Here is an 18,684-nt window from a genome sequence, read left to right on the forward strand (position 1 = left end):
TCCGCCACATTGCATGGCGTTGCTGGGATATATTACAGAGCATGTTTTCCCTCAGCGTTCCGCTCGGCAAATTCGTTCGCCGGGTTTCCCGGCTCAGGGGCGGAGGCTCTGCACTACCCGGCCTGGTGGTCGAAAAAATCGACCCCGGCTTCATGCAGCGGACCCTGTCCACCCTCCCCCACGGCGTCGCCGTAGTCAGCGGCACCAACGGCAAAACCACCACCACCAAGATGGTGGTGGAACTGCTGGAAAGCCAGGGCCTGAAGGTGTTCACCAACCGCACCGGAAGCAACTTCACCCGGGGCGTCGCCGCCGCACTGCTCGGCGACGTCGACTGGCGCGGACGGCTCGACGCCGATATCGCCGTGCTGGAACTGGACGAGGCCCACGCCGTGCACTTCGTCAACCGTGTCCCGCCGCGCTACAGCCTGCTGCTGAACGTCCTCCGCGACCAGCTGGACCGTTTCGGTGAGATCGACAAGACCGCCCAGCTCCTCCAGCACATCGCCTCCAAGACCACGGGGACTGTGGTGCTTAACCGCGAGGACCCGCGGGTGGCGCGGATCGCCGACACGCTGCATGGTCCCGAGGTCCTCTACTTTGGCCTGGACGACTCCCTGCTGGGCACCTTCCCCAGCGACGATGAACTCCGTGCCGGACCGGGCAGCCCCGTGCCTGCGGTGCCGGAACGGCCGCAGGCCGACGTCGTCCTCCGCCGTGTGGGTGCCGATGACGCCGATTTTGAGTACGACGGCGTCACTGTCACCACCGGGATGAAGCTCCGCGGCGTCTACAACATCTTCAACGCCGCTGCTGCGCTGGCCCTGGCCCGCAGCATCTGCGGCAGCGGCGCCGCCACGGCGGACCACAGCACCCTGCTGAAGGCCCTGTCCGAGGTGGCCCCGGCGTTCGGGCGCGGCGAAAGCCTCACGGTGGACGGGCTCCCGCTGGATCTGGTCCTGGTCAAGAACCCGAGCGGCTTCCGGCTTGGCCTCAAGTCGTTCCCCTCGGGCGGCTACGCCACCATGATTGCCATCAACGACAACTACGCTGACGGCCGCGACATGTCCTGGCTGTGGGACGTTGATTTTGACTCGCTGCGCGCGGAAGGCGTGGACCAGGTCACCGGCTCCCGGGCGTATGACATGGCCCTGCGCCTGCAGTACGACGAAGTGCAGGTCGGGGCGGTTGGCACTGACATCCCGGCCTCCCTGGCCGACTTCATCCGCAAGGGCAAGGGCCAGCCGAAGCGGGTCTTCTGCACCTACACCGCGATGCTCGCCATCCGCCGTGAGCTGTCCAAAATCACTACAGTGGAGGTGGTCTCTTGACCCCCGATTCAGCCGCCGGCACCACCGCGTCAAAGGGCACCATCCGGGTCGTGCAGCTGTACCCGCGGGAGATGAACATCTATGGCGACTGGGGCAATGCCCTGGTGTTGCGGCAGCGCCTGAAGTGGCACGGGTACACCCCGGAACTGCTTGAGTACGACGTGGGCGACGAGTTCCCCGAGGGGGTGGACATCATCCTGGGCGGCGGCGGCCAGGACAGCGGCCAGCTTGTCATCCAGGACGACCTCCAGTCGCGGGCCGGCCTCCTCAAGGGGATGGCCGAGGACGGCACGCCCATGCTCCTGATCTGCGGCATGTACCAGCTCTTCGGCCGCTTCTTCAAGACCCGCTCGGGCCCGGTCATTCCCGGCATCGGAGTTCTGGACGTGGAGACCCACGGCACGGATGAGCGGCTGATCGGCAACGTCAAGGTCACCACCCCCGAATTCGGCGAGGTCCTGGGATACGAAAACCACAGCGGCCAGACCACCCTGGGTCCCGGCGTCGAACCTCTGGGGACGGTGGCGAAGGGCACCGGCAACAACAGCAGGGACGGCCAGGAGGGCGCCCGGTACCGCAATATCGTGGCCAGCTACCTGCACGGTTCCCTGCTCCCCAAGAACCCGGCCATCGCCGACTTCCTGATCCGGACCGCCGTCGAACGCAAGTACGGAACCTTCACTCCCGGCGAACCGGACGACCGCTACGCCGTCCTGGCCCGCGAGCACGCGGCCCGTCGGCCGCGCTAGCAGCAAACGGACCAGATCACCGCTCCTTGGTGACCAGCAGCTCGTGGGCTCCGGCCTGCGCCGCACCCATGGCCTCCACCACCTGTTTGGTCCGCAGCCGGGTGTCGGCGTCCGCTGCGGGACTGGCGCAGACGCCCTGCGGGGCGTCCGCGGCCACGGAGCACCAGCGGTAGGGGCCGCTGACGATGACTGACGGCGCCCAGGCGACGTCGGCTGCGGTCCACTTGCCGGCACTGTCCTGGCTGAACTGTGCCCGGAGCAGCAGGCCCTCGTTGTTGACGACGTACGTCGGCGACAGTTCTGTCACGCCGTTGCCCAGCCCGTAGGCGATCCAGGTCCCCTTGTACTTTTCCACGGGGAGGACCGAGTGCGTGTGGTGCCCGTAGATCATGGTGAACTGCCCGCTGTCCGCCAGCGCGTGCGCCACCTCCAGCTGCTGGGCGTTGGGCGCGCTGGAATACTCGTCCCCCGCGTGCATGGCGCCCAGCACGATGTCCGCGCCCTGCTCCCTGGCCTCCTTGGCTTTGGCGATCATGGCGGGGGCGTCGAGCATGTCCACCTGCCACGGCTGTTCCGGGACCTGCCCGTTGAGTCCGTAGGTGCCTGCAATGACCGCAATCCGGGCGGTGTCCGTCTGCAGGATAAGGATGCCCCGGGACTCGGCCTGCGTCCGGTAGGAGCCGGTGTGCTCCAGCCCTGCGGCATCCAGCACATCCAGTGTTCTGGCGAGGCCCTCGGTGCCCTGGTCGACGGTGTGGTTGCTGGCCGTGGTGCAGGCCCGGTAGCCGACCGCCTTGGCGGCAGCGGCGATCTGCGGCGGGACGTTGAAGGAAGGATACGCGGAGAAGGGGCCACCGGGCAGGGCCACCGGCGTTTCCTGGTGGCAAATGGCGAGGTCGCTCTGTTCGATGTAGCGCCGCTGGCCTTCCAGTAGCGGACCGAAGTCGAGTCCCTTGACGCCGCCGGCCACGGCGTCCTCGTGGGCCTGCTGCCACAGCTGGGTGTGGACCAGCATGTCACCGGTGACCAGGACGGACGTGCAGCGGACCGCCTTGCATGCGGGGCCGGCACCCGGCGTGGGCGTCGTTTCGGCGCCCGGGGTGGAGGCCGCCGTCGGCGTTGGGGCTGCAGTGTCACCGGCGCCCGGCTGCGCTGCCGGGGCGGAGGGCTGGCTGGCCGCACTCGAGGGCTGGCCGCCGGATTGTGGCTGGGCCTGCTCGGCGATCACGCCGCAGGACGCCAGCGCCAGCATCAGCAGTGCGGCGGCGGCCACCTGTTGCACACGGCCAGACACGTTCTTGTTCCCCATGACCCCAGCCTAAGTCCGGGGCATGCCGACGGCGGGCAACCGGTCCGCAGAAACCCGCCGAAACATTGTGCGCCGCAGAGCTGCATGAAAGGGTTGCTTCATGACCAATCCCCTCCTTTCCCCCAGCGCCCTGCCCTTCGGACTGCCGCCGTTTGCCGACATCGAGGACGCCCACTACGCCGAGGCGGTTGACGCCGGGCTCGCCGAACACCTGGCCGAGATCCAGGCCATCGTGGACACCCCTGAGCCGGCCACGTTCGAGAACACCGCACTGGCCATGGAAAGGTCCGGCCGACTGCTGGACCGCGCCGCCGCCTCGTTCTTCACGCTGGTCTCCGCCGACGCCTCCGAGGCAATCAGGAAGCTGGAAACCGAACTGTCGCCCCGCTTCGCCGCCCATCAGGACGCCGTCTATCTTAACCGGGCGCTCTACGAGCGGTTCGACGCCGTGGACACCGGGGGCCTGGACGCCGAATCGGCCAGGCTTGTCGAGGAGTACCTCAAGGAGTTCCGCCAGTCAGGCATTCAGCTGGACGACGCCGGCCAGGACCGGCTCCGTTCCCTGAACGCCGAGCTGTCCCGGCTGGGCACGGAATTCGGCCAGCGCGTCAAGGAAGCGATGAAGTCCGCCGCCCTGCTGCTCGACAGCGTCGAGGACCTCGCCGGCCTTCCCGGGGACGAGATCGCCAGCGCCGCGGAAGCGGCCCGCGTTGCCGGACATGAGGGCAAGTTCCTCCTGACGCTCATCCAGCCCAGCAACCAGCCCGCCCTGGCGTCACTGGACAACAGGGACGTGCGCCGGCGGCTCTTCGAGGCGTCCGTGGCCCGCGGCAGCTCCGGCGGAGACCTCGACGTCCTGGACCTCGTGAAGTCCATGGTCCGGCTCCGCGCCGAAAAGGCCGCGCTGCTGGGCTTCGCCAACTATGCCGAGCTGGTGGTGGACCGGCAGACGGCCCCGGACTTCGGCGCTGTGCGGACCATGCTGAACCGGCTGGCGCCCGCGGCCGTCCGGAACGCGGACGCGGAGGCGGCCGCCCTGGCCGAGAGCGCCGGCCACCCGCTGGAGGCCTGGGACTGGGCCTACTACTCCGCCAAGGTGCGGCGGGAACGCTACACCGTGGACGAGCAGGCGCTCAGGCCGTACTTCGAGCTGGACCGGGTACTGGCGGACGGCGTGTTCTTCGCCGCCACCTCGCTCTTCGGCATCACTTTCCATGAGCGCAAGGACCTCGCCGGCTACCACGAGGACGTCCGGATCTGGGAGGTCCGGGACGCAGACGGAACAGGCCTGGGACTGTTCCTGGGTGACTACTACACCCGCGAAACCAAGCGGGGCGGCGCGTGGATGAACTCGCTCGTGGACCAGTCGGCCCTCCTGGGCACCAAGCCGGTGGTCATCAACAACCTGAACATCTCCAAGCCGCCCGCGGGTGAGCCCACGCTGCTCACGCTCGATGAGGTGCGCACCGCGTTCCACGAGTTCGGCCACGCCCTGCACGGGCTGTTTTCCAATGTCACCTATCCGCGGTTCTCGGGCACGTCGGTGCCGCGGGACTTCGTGGAGTACCCGTCCCAAGTCAACGAGATGTGGATCATGTGGCCGGAGGTGCTGTCCAACTACGCCCGCCACCACGCCACCGGGGAGCCTCTGGCCCAGGACGTCGTCGACCGGCTCAACGAGTCCCGCCTCTGGGGTGAGGGGTTTGCCACCGCAGAGTACCTCGGCGCTGCACTGCTGGACCTTGCCTGGCATGTCCTGGAAGCCGACGGCGTTCCGGAGGACGCCCTCGAGTTCGAGGCGAAAGCACTGGCGGCCGCGGGAGTGGCACATCCGCTCATTCCCCCGCGGTACCGGACGGGCTACTTCCAGCACATCTTCGCCGGCGACGGCTACGCTGCGGGCTACTATTCCTACATCTGGAGCGAGGTGCTGGACGCCGAGACCGTGGATTGGTTCACCGAGAACGGCGGGCTGAGCCGGGCCAACGGCGACCGCTTCCGCGCCGAACTCCTCTCCCGCGGCAACAGCCGGGATCCGCTCGAGTCGTTCCGCATGCTGCGCGGACGCGACGCCGCACTGGAGCCCCTGCTCAAGCGCCGCGGCCTGGAGTAACCCCTCTGCTAAAAGCAAACGACGGCGGCGAGCCACCCAGCAAAGGTGACTCGCCGCCATCGGACTAATGCGGATCGCGCCGTTCGGCGCGCCACGAGAGGCGAACGCTACCAGCCGCGCTCGGCGAGGCGGTGCGGCTGCGGGATCTCGTCCACGTTGATGCCGACCATGGCCTCGCCCAGGCCGCGGGAGGCCTTGGCAATAACGTCCGGGTCATCGAAGAAGGTGGTGGCCTTCACGACGGCGGCCGCACGCTGGGCCGGGTTGCCGGACTTGAAGATACCGGAGCCCACGAACACGCCGTCGGCGCCGAGCTGCATCATCATCGCGGCGTCAGCCGGGGTGGCGATGCCGCCGGCGGTGAACAGCACCACCGGGAGCTTGCCGGTGGCGGCAATTTCCTTGACCAGTTCGTACGGGGCCTGCAGTTCCTTGGCCGCGACATACAGCTCGTCCTCGGGCAGCGAGGCAAGCTTCTTGATCTCGGCACGGATCTGGCGCATGTGCGTGGTGGCGTTGGAGACGTCCCCGGTGCCGGCCTCGCCCTTGGAGCGGATCATGGCCGCGCCCTCGTTGATGCGGCGCAGCGCCTCACCGAGGTTGGTGGCACCGCAGACGAAGGGAACGGTGAAGTTCCACTTGTCGATGTGGTTGGTGTAGTCGGCCGGGGTCAGGACCTCGGACTCGTCGATGTAGTCGACACCGAGGGACTGCAGGATCTGGGCCTCGACGAAGTGCCCGATCCGGGCCTTGGCCATCACCGGGATGGACACGGCGTCGATGATCTGGTCGATCATGTCCGGATCGGACATGCGGGACACGCCGCCCTGGGCGCGGATGTCGGCCGGGACGCGCTCGAGCGCCATAACGGCAACGGCACCGGCATCTTCGGCGATGCGGGCCTGCTCGACGTTGACGACGTCCATGATGACGCCGCCCTTGAGCATCTCTGCCATGCCGCGCTTGACGCGGTTGCTGCCCGTCACGCTGTTGGCGGACGAGCCGGCTTCGTTGCTTACATCAGGTGTAGACACAAAAACCCCTATGGGTAGCTAGATGACCTTCGCCGGCAGTGCAGGCGGCAAGGACATGCCGTTTTTGCACACACCGGATTACCGGATCCATTGACCGGGCAGTCCTAATACTAGTCCCACCGCGGCAGCCCGGCTTAATCAGCTTTGTTCGGAGTCTTCCAGCGACTGGACGCGCACGGCCAGGACGCGCTGGACCACCGTGACGAGGCTCGCCGCGGCCAGCAGCACCAGAGTCGCCAGCAGCACCACGGGCGGCAGCCCAACACCGGTCAGGCCGGTGATCACCAGGACGGAAACCAGCCGTTCAGCACGCTCGGCAATGCCCACGTTCGCCTGGAAGCCGAGGGATTCAGCCTTCGCCCGGACATAGGAGACCACCATGCCAAGAACCAGGCAGACGACGGCGGCAATGGCTATGGGGGCATCCGCACCGCCGGTGAAAAACCAGATGGCAAGGCCGGCAAAGAGGGCACCGTCAGCCAACCGGTCAAGGCTGGAGTCCAGGAAGTTGCCCCAGCGGCCGCCGAGGTTCTGCATCCGGGCCATGATGCCGTCGATGACATCGGAGAAGATGAACGCCGTGATGAAGACGGTTCCCCAGAACAGCTGGCCCAGCGGATAGAACACCAGGGCCCCCACCACCACGCCGGCAGTTCCGACAATGGTGATGGCATCCGGCGAAACGCCAATTTTCAGCAGCCAGCGTGCAAGCGGGGTAAACAGCGCGGTGAAGAACCCGCGGGCATGCCTATTCAGCATGCGTCTCCCCGGGCCAGGCGTCGGCAACCTGCTGGCGGACCTCGTCGAGCGTCTGGGTGATCGCCTTGGTCTGGGCGATGATCGGGAAGAAGTTTCCGTCCCCGCCCCAGCGCGGAACGATGTGCTGATGCAGGTGGCCCGCGATGCCGGCCCCGCCCACGACACCCTGGTTCATGCCCAGGTTGAAGCCGCCGGGATTCGCCACCTTCCGCAGCACGCGCATGGCGGTCTGCGTCAGGTCGGCGAATTCGGCGGTTTCCTCCACCGTTAGGTCCGTGTAATCGGGGACGTGGCGGTACGGGCACACCAGCAGGTGGCCGGGGTTGTAGGGGAACAGGTTGAGCACCACGTAGCTCGTCCGCCCCCGGTACACGATGAGCGACTCCTCATCGGTGCGCGCCGGCGCGATGCAGAACGGGCAGTCGTCCGCGTTCTTGAACTGGTGCTGGCCGCCCTTGATGTAGGCCATGCGGTGCGGAGTCCACAGCCGCTGGAAGGCATCCGGAACTCCGGCGAGGCCAAAATCGTCCGTCACTTCCGCGTCGCCCGAATAGCCCGACTCTGTGTTGTCCTGCACGTGTTCCCCTCCGCCGCGGCTAGCTGGTCCGGTTGCGGACGGCGTCCACGATCCGCTGGACAGCCTCGGCCACGGGCACGCCGTTGTCCTGGCTGCCGTCCCGGAACCGGAATGAGACTGCGCCCGCCTCCGCGTCCTCACCGCCGGCAATCAGCACGAACGGGATCTTGTCCTTGCTGGCCGTGCGGATCTTCTTCGGGAAACGGTCCGAGGAGATGTCCACCTCGGCGCGGATGCCGGCAGCCTTGAGCTTGTCCACGACGTCGAACATGTAGTCGTTGAAGGCCTCCGCGACGGGGATGCCCACCACCTGCACGGGAGCGAGCCAGGCCGGGAAGGCGCCGGCATAGTGCTCGGTGAGGACGCCCAATGAACCGCTCCACCGATCCAAACAGGGCCCGGTGGATCATGACGGGACGCTGGCGGGTGCCGTCGGCGGCCTGGAACTCGAGTTCGAAGCGCTCAGGCAGGTTGAAGTCGAGCTGGATCGTGGACATCTGCCAGGTCCGACCCAGGGCATCCTTCGCCTGGACCGAGATCTTGGGCCCGTAGAACGCAGCTCCGCCCGGGTCCGGAACGAGCTCCAGCCCGGAAGCCTCGGCAACTTCGGCCAGGGTGCGGGTGGCTTCCTCCCAGGTGGCGTCGTCGCCGACGAACTTGTCCTCGTTCTTGGTGGACAGCTCGAGGTAGAAGTCGTCCAGGCCGTAGTCCTTGAGCAGGCCGAGCACGAAGTTCAGCGTGGTGGTGAGCTCGTCCTTCATCTGCTCGCGGGTGCAGTAGATGTGCGCGTCGTCCTGTGTCATGCCCCGCACGCGGGTCAGTCCGTGAACCACACCGGACTTTTCGTAGCGGTAGACCGAGCCGAATTCGAAGAGCCGCAGCGGCAGTTCGCGGTAGGACCGGCCGCGGGAGCGGAAGATGAGGTTGTGCATGGGGCAGTTCATCGGCTTCAGGTAGTAGTCCTGGCCGGGCTTGCGCACGGTGCCGTCCTCGTTGTGCTCCGCGTCGATGTGCATCGCAGGGAACATGCCGTCCTTGTACCAGTCAAGGTGGCCCGAGACCTCGTACAGGTGCCCCTTGGTGATGTGCGGGGTGTAGACGAACTCGTAGCCGGCGTCCACGTGGCGCTGCCGGGAGTAGTCCTCCATGGCCTTGCGGATGATGCCGCCCTTGGGGTGGAAGACGGGCAGGCCCGATCCCAGCTCGTCCGGGAAGGAGAACAGGTCCAGCTCGGCGCCAAGCTTCCGGTGGTCGCGGCGCTCGGCCTCGGCGATGCGTTCCTGGTACGCCTTCAGGGCATCCTTGGTGGGCCACGCGGTGCCGTAGATGCGCTGCAGCTGCTGGTTGTTCTGGTTGCCCAGCCAGTACGCGGCCGACGACCGGGTCAGGGCAAAGGCGTTGGAGATGAGCTTGGTGTTGGGCAGGTGAGGGCCGCGGCACAGGTCGCACCAGACGCTGTCCCCGCTCTTGCGGTCGACGTTGTCGTAGATGGTGATGTCACCGGCGCCGACTTCGACGTTGACGCCTTCGCCGGCGTCCGCGGCGTCATTCTTCTTGCCCAGCAGTTCGAGCTTGTAGGGCTCGTTCTTCATGGCCTCGCGGGCCTCGTCCTCCGAGACCACGCGGCGGACGAACTTCTGATTCTGGTTGATGATCTTGAGCATCATCTTTTCCAGGGTCTTCAGGTCTTCAGGGGTGAAGGGCTCGGCGACGTCGAAGTCGAAGTAGAACCCGTCCGCGATGTACGGACCGATGCCAAGCTTGGCGTCCGGGCGCAACTGCTGCACGGCCTGGGCCATGACGTGGGCGGTGGAGTGGCGCAGCACATTGAGACCGTCGGGGGAATCAATGGTGACGCCTTCTACCTCGGGCGCCCTCGGGAAGGGGCTGGTCCAGGTCCTTGAGCACGCCGTCGACACGGGCCACAACGACGTCGCGGCGCTCAAAGAAGAGTTCCGCGCCGGTGGTCCCGGTAGTCACCTTCATTTCTTCGCCATCGACGATGAGGGTGATCTGCTGGGCATCTGACACGGGTGTCTCCTATTCAAAGTTCAGGCTTCGTAGCTTGTGGCGTACGGGGACCACAGCCAGCCTCGTCAATGTTATCTGTTGCGGAAGAGGCGAGCCAAAGCGCCACGGCGGCGCCCAGCCGGAACAATTGGAAAAGAGATGGGACGGGTCAGCTTCCCAGGCCGGTGATGGCCAGGTTCCTGCTGATGCCTTCCAGCGGTCCCGGCTGCCTGAACTCCTGGTCGATGCTTCCTGGTTCGCGGGTCGCTAATTCGCCGTTCCCTGGCCCAAGGTTTCCCGCCTCGCCGTTGCCCGGGTCAGCGTTCCCCCGTTCGGCGGTCCCCCGCTCAGGGAACGGCAGGGTGTCCACCCGGCTGAGGTCCCAGGCCATGCTGGCGCTGAGGCTGATGCCGCGCGGACCGGTCCGCCGGGTGGTTCCCCGGATAAGCAGCAGCCGGGTGCCGAACAGCAGCGGGCCGGCGTGCTCCTGCGCCTCGTGGAAGAACACGGAATCCACGCATCCGGTGCCGTCATCGATGCTGATGAAGACCACCCGCCTGCCGCCGCGCATGGGCGGGGTCTGGGTGGCGATGCGGACCCCGGCAACCAGGACCTCCGTGCCGTTGCGCAGCCCCAGCAGTTTGTCCGCGGTGGTGACGCCAAGCCGGTCCAGGAGCGGCCGGTGGCTGGACATCAGGTGTTCACTGACATCCACAGCCATCAGGTCAAGTTCCGCCCGGACGTTCTCCACCATGGTGGGCTCCGGAAGCCCGGCCTTAACGTTCCGCAATTCGACATCCCCAAGCGGCAACGCGAGCTGCCCCTCAATGACATCGGCGCCTTTCTTTGCCGGCTTGGTCTGCAGGCTCTGCAGGTGGTGGACCAGGTCTGCCCGGTTGGCTGTCCCGCCGGATTCCCGGTGCAGGGTGTCAAAGGCACCCAGTTGCGCGAGCCGCTTGATGCTGGGCTTGCTCAGCCTGGAGCGTGCCCTCAGATCCGCCAGCGAGTCATAGGGCTGGCCTGCAACGATCCGCTTCAGTTCAGAACCGGACAGCCCGAAGATGCCGTTGAGGCTCAGCCGGATGCCCAGCTTCCCCCGGTCCGGGCCTTCCGCGACGCGCTCCACCCGGTACTCCGCGCCGCTGCGGTTGATGTCCAGCGGAAGAATGGGGATGCCCATGCGACGTGCTTCGGCCACAAGGAGGCGTTTGGGGTACATCCCGGGATCGTGTTCCCACAGGCCGGCGAGGAAGGCTTCCGGATGGTGGGCCTTCAGCCAGGCCGACTGGTAGGTGGGCACGGCAAAGGCGGCGCCGTGGGCTTTGCAGAACCCGAAACTGGCGAACGATTTCAGGGTGCCCCACACTTTGTCCACGACGTCCGGCTGATATCCCCTGGCTTTGGCCTCGCGGCGGAAAAACTCCTCAACCTGCCCTTCCATGACGTCGTTGCTCAACGCCCGGCGGAACTCGTCGGCTTTTGCCAGCCCGCAGCCGGTCATCACGTCAAAGGTCCGCAGGATCTGCTCATGGAAGACCGTCACCCCGTGGGTTTCCTGAAGTACGGGCTTCAGGTCCGGGTGCGGATAGGTCTCTGGCGCGAAGCCGTGCCTGTGTTCCAGGAAGGGCCTGACCATGTCCGATTTCATGGGCCCCGGGCGGAACAGTGAGATGTCGATGATGAGGTCGTTGAATTCTCGCGGGGCCATCTTGCCCACCAGCTCCCGCTGGCCCGGTGATTCGATCTGGAAGCACCCCAGTGTGTGGGTGCTTCTGATCAGCTCATACGTCGGCTCATCCTCCAGGGGCACGGCATTGAGGTCGATCAGGCCGTCCTCGGCAATGTAGTCCGGACCGCTGCCGTCTGCTGCCACGGGATGGGCTCCGGCTGCCACCACTTCAGCCTTGGATGGATGGATGCGGATGATCTCCCGCACCGCAAAGGCCATGGCGCTTTGCATCCTGACTCCCAGGACATCCAGCTTGAGCATGCCCATAGGGTCCATGTCGTGTTTGTCGAACTGGCTCATGGCCAGCCCAAGGCCGCTGGGCTGGACGGGGGTCCGGTCCAGCAGGGTGGCATCACCGAGGATCACCCCGCAGGGGTGCATGGAGATGTGGCGGGGAAGCCGGTCCAGCCGTTCGGTGAGGTCCACCAGCAGGTCCAGCTGCTGGTTCTCAGAGAAGTTCCGCTGTTCCACCCGTCCGGCGAACTCGCGAAGTTCCGGCTTTTCCTCCAGTGCCTCCCGGAACTTCCGTGCCGAAAAGCGCCACAGCTGCTTGGCGATTTCGCCGACATCGCCGTCGTCCATCCCCAAAGCCATGCCGGCGTCCCGCACCGCACCGCGAGCGCGGTAGCCGTTCTGCATGCTCATCAGCGTGACGCGCTGGGATCCGAACCGGTCAAAGATCTTCCGGTAGACGTTGTGCCGCTCAGCACTTTCAACATCGATGTCGATGTCAGGCAGCGTTGACCGGTCACCGGAGAGGAACCGTTCGAAGATCAGGTCGTGCTGGAGAGGGTTCACCTGGCTGATGTCGATCAGGTAGTTCACCAGGCTGGAAGCCCCCGATCCCCGGGCTGCCGCCCTCACACCCATGTCCAGGATCATGCGGGAAACTTCGGCCACGGTGAGGAAGTAGGAGGCAAAGCCGAGGCGGGCAATGATCTTCAGCTCATGCTGCAGCCGTGCACGCATGTCCGCTTCCGCCTGCCCGGAGATGCCGGGGAATCGCCGCGCAATTCCGGCCTCGCAGCGCTGGGCCAGTTCTGCCAGCGGATCCCCTTCAATGCCGATGACGGCGGCCTCCGGCACCACCGGCTGCTTCCAGCCCATGTCCGACACCGGATCCATGCGGCAACGGTCCGCGAGCGCCTCGGTCTGCGCGAGCAGCACCTGGAGATCTGCAGACCCGTAACCGGCTGCATGGATGACTTCCTTGCCCAGTTCCACCATTTGGTCCGGGGTTTTCAGCCAGCCCTGCCCGTTGGGCTGAAGCAGCGGGGCGGCGGATAGTTCGGGAAGCGACTTCAGGGTGCGGGCCGAATCCAGGACATCGGCGGTGGCCGCCCCGTCCTCCTCGCAGTACCGTACTGCATTGGTGAGCACGGCCGGCACGCCATACTCCTGCGCCAGCTTAAGCATGCGGACGGCATGGGCGGTGCTTAACGGCTCACCCGGAGCACTGAGGTGGGTGACGATCTCTGCCGCGACGCTTCCGGCCGGCATGGCGTCCAGCCAGCCCTTGAAAAGGGTGCGGGGCCGAAGGTAACGCCGCCCGCCCAGCGCGGTGCCGACGTCGGAATCCGGGCCCAACAGCACGGTGAGCACCGGTTTCAGGGTTTCCGGATCCAGGACGCGTGAGGCGAGTTCAGCCCTGGTGACAGCAACGGGCACCGTTCCCCCGGCCTTGCCCGTGGTACGGGCATGCGCGTCGGAGATCAGCCGGCACAGCGCCTTGTATCCCGCACCGTTGGTGTGGCCGTGCGCGAGGACAACGACCCGCCCGGTGACACGGGATGCCGAAAACCGGGTTTTGGCAACCCGTGCACCGGCCATCCCGGGATCGTGGTCCCCCTCGTCGTCGAACACTGACAGATCCACGCCGACCACCGGATCAATTCCGGCAGCCATGCATGCCTTGAGGTGTTTTACGGTGCCGTACAGGCCGTCGCGGTCCGTGCATCCGAGGGCGGTTGCCCCCTGGGCAGCCGCTGCCTGGGCGAGTTCATCCGGCCAGGAGACACCGTAGTGGGCGCTGAAGGCGGTGGAAACGTGAAGATGACTGAAGCTCATGCTGATTTGTGCTGGAGTGCGTCTTTGGGCCGGAGGGCGTCGTGGATCCGGAGCAGCCGCCAGCGTCCGTTGCCGGCATGCCGCACCAGGTCAAGGGTTAGAGGTTCAGTCTGTTCTGCAACCGGAGTTTCCGGTGGGCTGCTTCTGCCGGCAGGCAGGACCTGCACCCGCCAGATCTCATGGTCCACAAGACCTGGGCCGCTTCCCAGCGGAGCACGCCGTTCTTCGGCCCACCACTGGCGGCGTTCATACCAGCGCAGGGGTTCAGCGCAGACCCGGTAGTCCCTGCCGCCCCACCGAAGCTCCGCCGGCTCACCGGTAGGTGCGCAGACGACGTCAACAGACTCGCTGAACGTTCCCATGGGTGCCTCCGGATACCAATCTCATCCTGCAGAAAATACGCAGTCATTCGAATATGTATTCGAACGACTCCAGTCTACGCCGGGCCGGAGGCAAAACCTAGATGGGTGTGGACGGACGGCGGCTCACAGGGCAGGATGGTCCCATGAGTTCCAATGACGCGCTCCTGAAGCAGGTAAGCATCGCCGCCAAAGAAAGCACATTGGTGGCCAAGTTCGATATCGACGGCAACATTCCAGCATCGGGCGCCTTTGTTGTGGGGCTCGTGGCTGCCACTCCCGATTATTCACATCAACGGAGGCTGGGAATCGAGTTCATGAACGGCGAGGCGGTCTCGATCTACTCCTTCAGCCATGACGGCACGGAGGAGAACTTCGACCTCAGCAGCGTTGAGCACTCGGGCAACACCATCACGGGCAACTTCCCCATGAGCACGGTACTGGGTCTGGACAAGAGCCACCTCATGTCCGCGTTCAGCGAGGCCGACGGGCGGGAATTCCAGTCCGGCGTCCCCGTCGAGGAGAAGCTTTAGAGGGTCAGCGCCCCCGCAGGCGGCACCGGGCACCAGCCCTATCAGCCGGCCCTGCGCCGCGGCGCGCCTAACAACAGCCCGGCACGCCTAACAACAGCTCAGCTGTTGTCGTTGTGGATTTTCATCTCAAGCTCGATGAACTTCGAGATCATGGCCCGGTACGTGCTTTCCACGATGTCCGGGTCTATTTCTTTTTTCTCGGCCGCCGAGCGCACATGCTCGATGACCCGCTCCACGCGCCCCGGCGCACGGACTTCGGCGTCGTCACCCTTGAGGGTTCCCGCGATGCGGATCAGGCGCTCCCGGCGGGCGATCAGCGTGACGATCTGCTCGTCCACCTCATCCACCGCGACCCGCACGGCAGCGAGCTGTTCCCGGTCAGCCTGGGCGTTTTTCTCGTCTCCGTGATTTGTGGGCATGATCATGACAGTATCGAACCATGCAGCCCAGAGTCGATTTTATTTCATTGGGAGTGCGCAGCGTGGCCGCCTCCCGGCGCTTCTACGTGGACGGCCTGGGCTGGCCGGTCCACCGGGAGGTTTCCGACGAGGTGGTCTTCATCCAGGCCAACCACGGCCTGATTCTCTCCCTGTGGGATGCCGGGCAGATGCAGGCTGAGGCCGCAGTCGACGCTCCCGCCGCCGTTCCCTGTATTACGCTCAGCCACAACGTCGGCAGCGCCGAGCAGGTGGACCAGGTGATGGCGCAGGCGGAGTCTGCCGGCGCCGCCGTCGTGGCCCCTCCCAAGACCCAGCCCTGGGGAGGCTACACCGGATACTTCGCCGATCCGGACGGCTTCCGCTGGGAGATTGCGTTCAACCCCACCTGGACAGTGGACGACGGCGGCCAGGTCACCGTCTGATTGCAGGCTTGGGTCTGGTTCGGGCCGGTCCGCTTATCCAGAAGGCAAGCTCAGAACAGTGCCTCCACAGGCTCGATGAGCTCCGGGGAGTTGTTGCGGACGTTGCCCACCGCCTTGCCCACGGAATCCACCCGCCAGCCGGCGGCTACGTCCTTCACGCCTGACCGGACGAGGTCCACCAAGCCGGGGGCGTCGTCCACCTGGGGGTCAAGCCAGGCCGCCATGGTGTCGCGGCTCATGGGCAGCGGGACGCGATCGTGGAGCGCTGTGAGTTCGGCGAACACCGTGCCTTCAGTTCCCGCCGGCGGCGAGTCCGCCGTCATGATGGACATCGACAGCATCCACTGCCCGGGTTCACCCGGCGGCAGGGACGGATCCTTCCACCACTCGTAAAGACCGGCGAAGGCCATGGCGGACTCGTCCCGGGGGTGGACGTAATAGGGCTGCTTGCTGCGGCCCTCGCCCTGCTTCCACTCGTAGTAACCGTCCGCCGGCACCGCGCACCGCCTCGACTGCACCGCCTTGCGGAACGCCGGCTTCTCAAGGACCGACTCGCTTCGGGCATTGATCATCTTCGCTCCTATGCCCGGGCTTTTCGCCCAGGACGGCACCAGACCCCAGCGGGCGACGTGCAGCTGGCGGACCGTGGCGCCGTCGATCAGCCGCTCCAGGACAATGGGCGCGCCGTCGGTGGGCGCAACGTTCCACGACGGCGGGATTTCGGTTTCGTTCTCAAGTTCGGCGTCGAATTCGGCCAACAGGTCCCCCACTGCCCGGGCCATGACGTAACGTCCACACATGGCACCAGCATGCCACTGCAACAGAGGCTGGGGAATACCGGTGCCCGGGTTACGGTTGTGGGGAGGGAAACCGACAGGACCATATCAATCAGAGGAGAGCCCGTGGACTTTACCCCCGAAGACGGCACCATCACCATGTTCTCGACCACCTGGTGCGGCTACTGCAACCGGCTGAAGAAGCAGCTGGACGCCCAGGGCATCGGCTACACCGAGATCAACATCGAAGAGGTCGACGGCACGGCCGAGCTCGTGGAGCAGATCAACGGCGGCAACCGCACCGTCCCCACCGTCCTCTTCCCGGATGGCACCGCTGCCACGAACCCGTCTGCAGCAGAGGTCAAGAGCAGGCTCGCCGCCTAGGGCTGACGCCGCAGTACGTTCAACAGTAAGGGCACCGGAGACCGGTGCCCTTACTGTTTCCATTTGCTGTTTCAGGGCGCTCGGATCAGACCTTTTCGCCGATCCGGTCCTGTATGGGCCTGGGCGCGCGGGTTTCCTGGTGGCGGGGCTCCTTGCGGCGGGCCAGGAAGGCCCACAGCCTGGTGTCGTCCGCGTGGGTCCGGGGTTCCGGATGGTCCACAGGCAGCGGGTTCCCCGGCGCAGCTTCCGGCGGCACCGGTTCCCGGTGCGCCTCAGGCTTTCGGACGGTATCCTTTCGGGTGTCCCAGCCGAAATCCGCCCGCGATGAATAGCACATCACCGACCTCCTTTTCAGCGGCTGTTCCTTAATCGTCCTCTCCCCTGCGTTTGAAATCGACAGGCCTGGGTAAGAAAATTCCGGACCCGTCGCCGCTTCTGGCGATTGCCAGTCCGGCGCGTTACAGTTCGAGTTCCTTCCCGCGTTCCAAAAGGATTGCTGTAAATCCAGTTTCCCCGCAGATCGGCACCGTCTTCGTCCCCGTCAGCGATATCGAGGAAGCCCGCGACTGGTATTGCGGCATGCTGGGCGTGCCCGCCGACGACAAGGTCCTGCTGGACCATCTGTACATACTCCCCATGGAGGGGGCCGGCCTCGTCCTGGACAGCAGGACCTACTCCCCTGGCGCGGTTTTCCAGGTTCCTGCGTTCCACTTCAACACCGCCGACATCCATGCGGCCCACGCGTTCATGAAAACCCGGGGCGTGGAACTCACCGACGTCAACGATGACCAGTGGTTCAACTTCCGGGACCCGGACGGAAACGTCCTCATGATCTGCCAAATCCCCCCGGCCACCGAGTAGCAGCCGCTGAACAGAACGCGCCGAGTGAGCCGCACCCCAGCGGAGTCCTGCGCTTGGCAGCGCCGGTGTCACAGCGCAGAGCTAGGCGCGGAGACTGCTGAAGTCCGCCTGGCCCATCGTGGCGTACTCCGCATAGGTCCGGACCACAGCGTCCTCGATGGCCTGCACGTCAAGGTCGGGCACAAGGTCGTTGACCGCGCCGGCAGTCGCCGGATCCCAGTCCAGCCCCAGGGCCGCGTAGCTTTCCGTGAGCACCTTCCGGATGGGCGCCGAGTTCTCCACCACGACGACGGAGCTGAACAACCAGGCGCCGGACACCACGCGCTGGGCCGTGCCCACCAGCTTGATCCGTTGGCCCGGAGCCTCGGGTGCAAAGCCATGGACGCTGTATTCACCCGGGCAGTACTCCCCGGGGATCTCGCCGACGGCGGCATGCACACCGACGCTTTGGAGCGCCCCCGCCAGCATCTCGCCGAAAAATGCGAAACGGCCTTTGGCTCCGGCGATCGCATCGCTGTCCGGCTCCACGTGGTCGATGATCAGGGTGCCCTCATGGTAGGCGGCGGCGCGGCCTCCCGCCTTGCGGATCAGCGGCTCGAACCCCAGGTCGCGGCAGGCCTGGGCGGCGGCACCGAAGCCGGGCAGGCGGGTGTCGCGCTGGCCGAAGGCCACAGTCGGTGCGGGCCGGTAGAGCCGAAGGGTGGGTCCGATGTCCCCGGCCCTGGCCTTGCCGAGGAGTTCGATCCCGAAATCAAGGTCCCGGACTGCGCCAAGTGACTGCTCCTGCCGGACGAGGGTCAGAGTCCGTGAATCAGCCCCGGCCTGCTGCATGTTGCTAAGCTCCCTTATGGTCGTATTGCAATTTCTGGTCGTCGCGGCTGCCTTCGCCGTGATCGACGCCGTGTGGCTTAAGCTCATGAACCCGTTCTACCGCAGCCACATCGGTGAATTGCTGGCCGACCGGCCCCATCTAGGGTACGCCGTGGCGTTCTATTTGATTTACATTGCCGGCATCGTTTTCTTTGCCCTGCACCCGGCGCTCGACGGCGGCACCTGGCTGGCCGCCGTCGGCCGCGGGGCGGCGCTGGGCGCCTTCGCCTACGCAACGTACGACCTCACCAATGCCGCGACGCTCAAGACCTGGCCGCTGCAGCTCATTGTCGTGGACATGGCGTGGGGCGCCCTGCTGACCGCCCTCGCCACGCTGGTGGGCTGGCTGGTCTTCCACTAG

18 protein-coding genes and 1 pseudogene are annotated in these 18,684 nt (G+C 65.9%); 8 read left to right on the forward strand and 11 right to left on the reverse strand.

All coding sequences use genetic code 11. The annotated features are described in order from the left end of the window. The first annotated feature begins 41 nt into the window (after positions 1–41). Positions 42–1,331: a Mur ligase family protein gene (locus QF036_RS15310; protein ID WP_307103196.1), complete on the forward strand. Its 1,290-nt coding sequence runs from the start codon at positions 42–44 to the stop codon at positions 1,329–1,331. Then, positions 1,328–2,080, forward strand: coding sequence for a type 1 glutamine amidotransferase (locus QF036_RS15315; protein WP_307103198.1), 753 nt, complete (start codon positions 1,328–1,330; stop codon positions 2,078–2,080). The genes QF036_RS15310 and QF036_RS15315 overlap by 4 nt, the downstream gene beginning before the upstream one ends. Before the next feature lie 16 nt (positions 2,081–2,096). Here QF036_RS15315 and QF036_RS15320 read toward each other — a convergent pair whose 3' ends face one another. Further along, positions 2,097–3,389 (reverse strand): CapA family protein, encoded by a 1,293-nt coding sequence (locus QF036_RS15320; RefSeq protein ID WP_307103200.1) that lies wholly within the window; start codon positions 3,387–3,389, stop codon positions 2,097–2,099. A gap of 100 nt (positions 3,390–3,489) precedes the next feature. On the opposite strand from QF036_RS15320, the gene QF036_RS15325 reads away from it, so the two are divergent. Further along, positions 3,490–5,502 carry a M3 family metallopeptidase gene (locus tag QF036_RS15325; RefSeq protein WP_307103202.1) on the forward strand — a complete coding sequence of 671 codons (2,013 nt, stop codon included), beginning with the start codon at positions 3,490–3,492 and terminating at the stop codon, positions 5,500–5,502. Positions 5,503–5,609: 107 nt separating this feature from the next. On the opposite strand, the gene pdxS is transcribed toward QF036_RS15325, so the two are convergent. The 6 genes and pseudogenes from pdxS to QF036_RS15355 all read right to left on the reverse strand — a co-directional run bounded on the left by pdxS (position 5,610) and on the right by QF036_RS15355 (position 14,040). Beyond that, the gene (gene pdxS, locus QF036_RS15330; RefSeq protein WP_306923942.1) at positions 5,610–6,536 is read right to left on the reverse strand and encodes a pyridoxal 5'-phosphate synthase lyase subunit PdxS; all 927 of its coding nucleotides are present in this window, start codon (positions 6,534–6,536) and stop codon (positions 5,610–5,612) included. A gap of 138 nt (positions 6,537–6,674) precedes the next feature. Beyond that, entirely contained in the window at positions 6,675–7,295 is a 621-nt protein-coding gene (gene pgsA / locus QF036_RS15335) for a phosphatidylinositol phosphate synthase (protein ID WP_307103204.1), read from the reverse strand. Then, positions 7,285–7,872 carry an HIT family protein gene (locus QF036_RS15340; protein ID WP_307103206.1) on the reverse strand — a complete coding sequence of 196 codons (588 nt, stop codon included), beginning with the start codon at positions 7,870–7,872 and terminating at the stop codon, positions 7,285–7,287. The genes pgsA and QF036_RS15340 overlap by 11 nt, the downstream gene beginning before the upstream one ends. A gap of 19 nt (positions 7,873–7,891) precedes the next feature. Beyond that, positions 7,892–9,858 (reverse strand): annotated as a pseudogene (gene thrS, locus QF036_RS15345) (threonine--tRNA ligase). A gap of 193 nt (positions 9,859–10,051) precedes the next feature. Next, complete coding sequence (locus tag QF036_RS15350) at positions 10,052–13,678, reverse strand: DNA polymerase III subunit alpha (protein ID WP_307103208.1); 3,627 nt, start codon at positions 13,676–13,678, stop codon at positions 10,052–10,054. Next, positions 13,675–14,040, reverse strand: a complete 366-nt coding sequence (locus tag QF036_RS15355) for a DUF6504 family protein (RefSeq protein WP_307103209.1) — start codon at positions 14,038–14,040, stop codon at positions 13,675–13,677. The genes QF036_RS15350 and QF036_RS15355 overlap by 4 nt, the downstream gene beginning before the upstream one ends. Positions 14,041–14,183: 143 nt before the next feature. Between QF036_RS15355 and QF036_RS15360 the strand changes: the two genes are divergently transcribed. Then, entirely contained in the window at positions 14,184–14,570 is a 387-nt protein-coding gene (locus QF036_RS15360) for a hypothetical protein (protein WP_003800653.1), read from the forward strand. 98 nt (positions 14,571–14,668) lie between these two features. Here the strand turns inward: QF036_RS15360 and QF036_RS15365 are convergent, their stop codons facing one another. Continuing rightward, on the reverse strand, positions 14,669–14,995 hold the full coding sequence (locus tag QF036_RS15365) for a chorismate mutase (RefSeq protein ID WP_102972334.1): 327 nt from the start codon (positions 14,993–14,995) through the stop codon (positions 14,669–14,671). A gap of 14 nt (positions 14,996–15,009) precedes the next feature. On the opposite strand from QF036_RS15365, the gene QF036_RS15370 reads away from it, so the two are divergent. Then, positions 15,010–15,432, forward strand: a complete 423-nt coding sequence (locus QF036_RS15370; protein ID WP_307103211.1) for a VOC family protein — start codon at positions 15,010–15,012, stop codon at positions 15,430–15,432. Positions 15,433–15,482: 50 nt separating this feature from the next. On the opposite strand, the gene QF036_RS15375 is transcribed toward QF036_RS15370, so the two are convergent. Beyond that, positions 15,483–16,232: an SOS response-associated peptidase gene (locus QF036_RS15375; RefSeq protein ID WP_307103213.1), complete on the reverse strand. Its 750-nt coding sequence runs from the start codon at positions 16,230–16,232 to the stop codon at positions 15,483–15,485. Positions 16,233–16,334: 102 nt separating this feature from the next. Between QF036_RS15375 and QF036_RS15380 the strand changes: the two genes are divergently transcribed. Beyond that, complete coding sequence (locus QF036_RS15380) at positions 16,335–16,592, forward strand: mycoredoxin (RefSeq protein WP_078028863.1); 258 nt, start codon at positions 16,335–16,337, stop codon at positions 16,590–16,592. Between the two features lie 85 nt (positions 16,593–16,677). On the opposite strand, the gene QF036_RS15385 is transcribed toward QF036_RS15380, so the two are convergent. After that, positions 16,678–16,929 carry a hypothetical protein gene (locus tag QF036_RS15385; RefSeq protein ID WP_307103215.1) on the reverse strand — a complete coding sequence of 84 codons (252 nt, stop codon included), beginning with the start codon at positions 16,927–16,929 and terminating at the stop codon, positions 16,678–16,680. A gap of 50 nt (positions 16,930–16,979) precedes the next feature. On the opposite strand from QF036_RS15385, the gene QF036_RS15390 reads away from it, so the two are divergent. Continuing rightward, on the forward strand, positions 16,980–17,453 hold the full coding sequence (locus QF036_RS15390; protein ID WP_307103217.1) for a VOC family protein: 474 nt from the start codon (positions 16,980–16,982) through the stop codon (positions 17,451–17,453). Between the two features lie 81 nt (positions 17,454–17,534). Here QF036_RS15390 and QF036_RS15395 read toward each other — a convergent pair whose 3' ends face one another. Then, complete coding sequence (locus QF036_RS15395; protein WP_307103219.1) at positions 17,535–18,284, reverse strand: lipoate--protein ligase family protein; 750 nt, start codon at positions 18,282–18,284, stop codon at positions 17,535–17,537. Positions 18,285–18,300: 16 nt separating this feature from the next. Here QF036_RS15395 and QF036_RS15400 point away from each other — a divergent pair, with 16 nt between their 5' ends. Further along, positions 18,301–18,684 (forward strand): DUF2177 family protein, encoded by a 384-nt coding sequence (locus QF036_RS15400; protein WP_307103221.1) that lies wholly within the window; start codon positions 18,301–18,303, stop codon positions 18,682–18,684.

Origin of the sequence: Arthrobacter globiformis, assembly GCF_030817195.1 — a bacterium.
In the GTDB taxonomy this organism is placed as follows: domain Bacteria; phylum Actinomycetota; class Actinomycetes; order Actinomycetales; family Micrococcaceae; genus Arthrobacter; species Arthrobacter globiformis_D.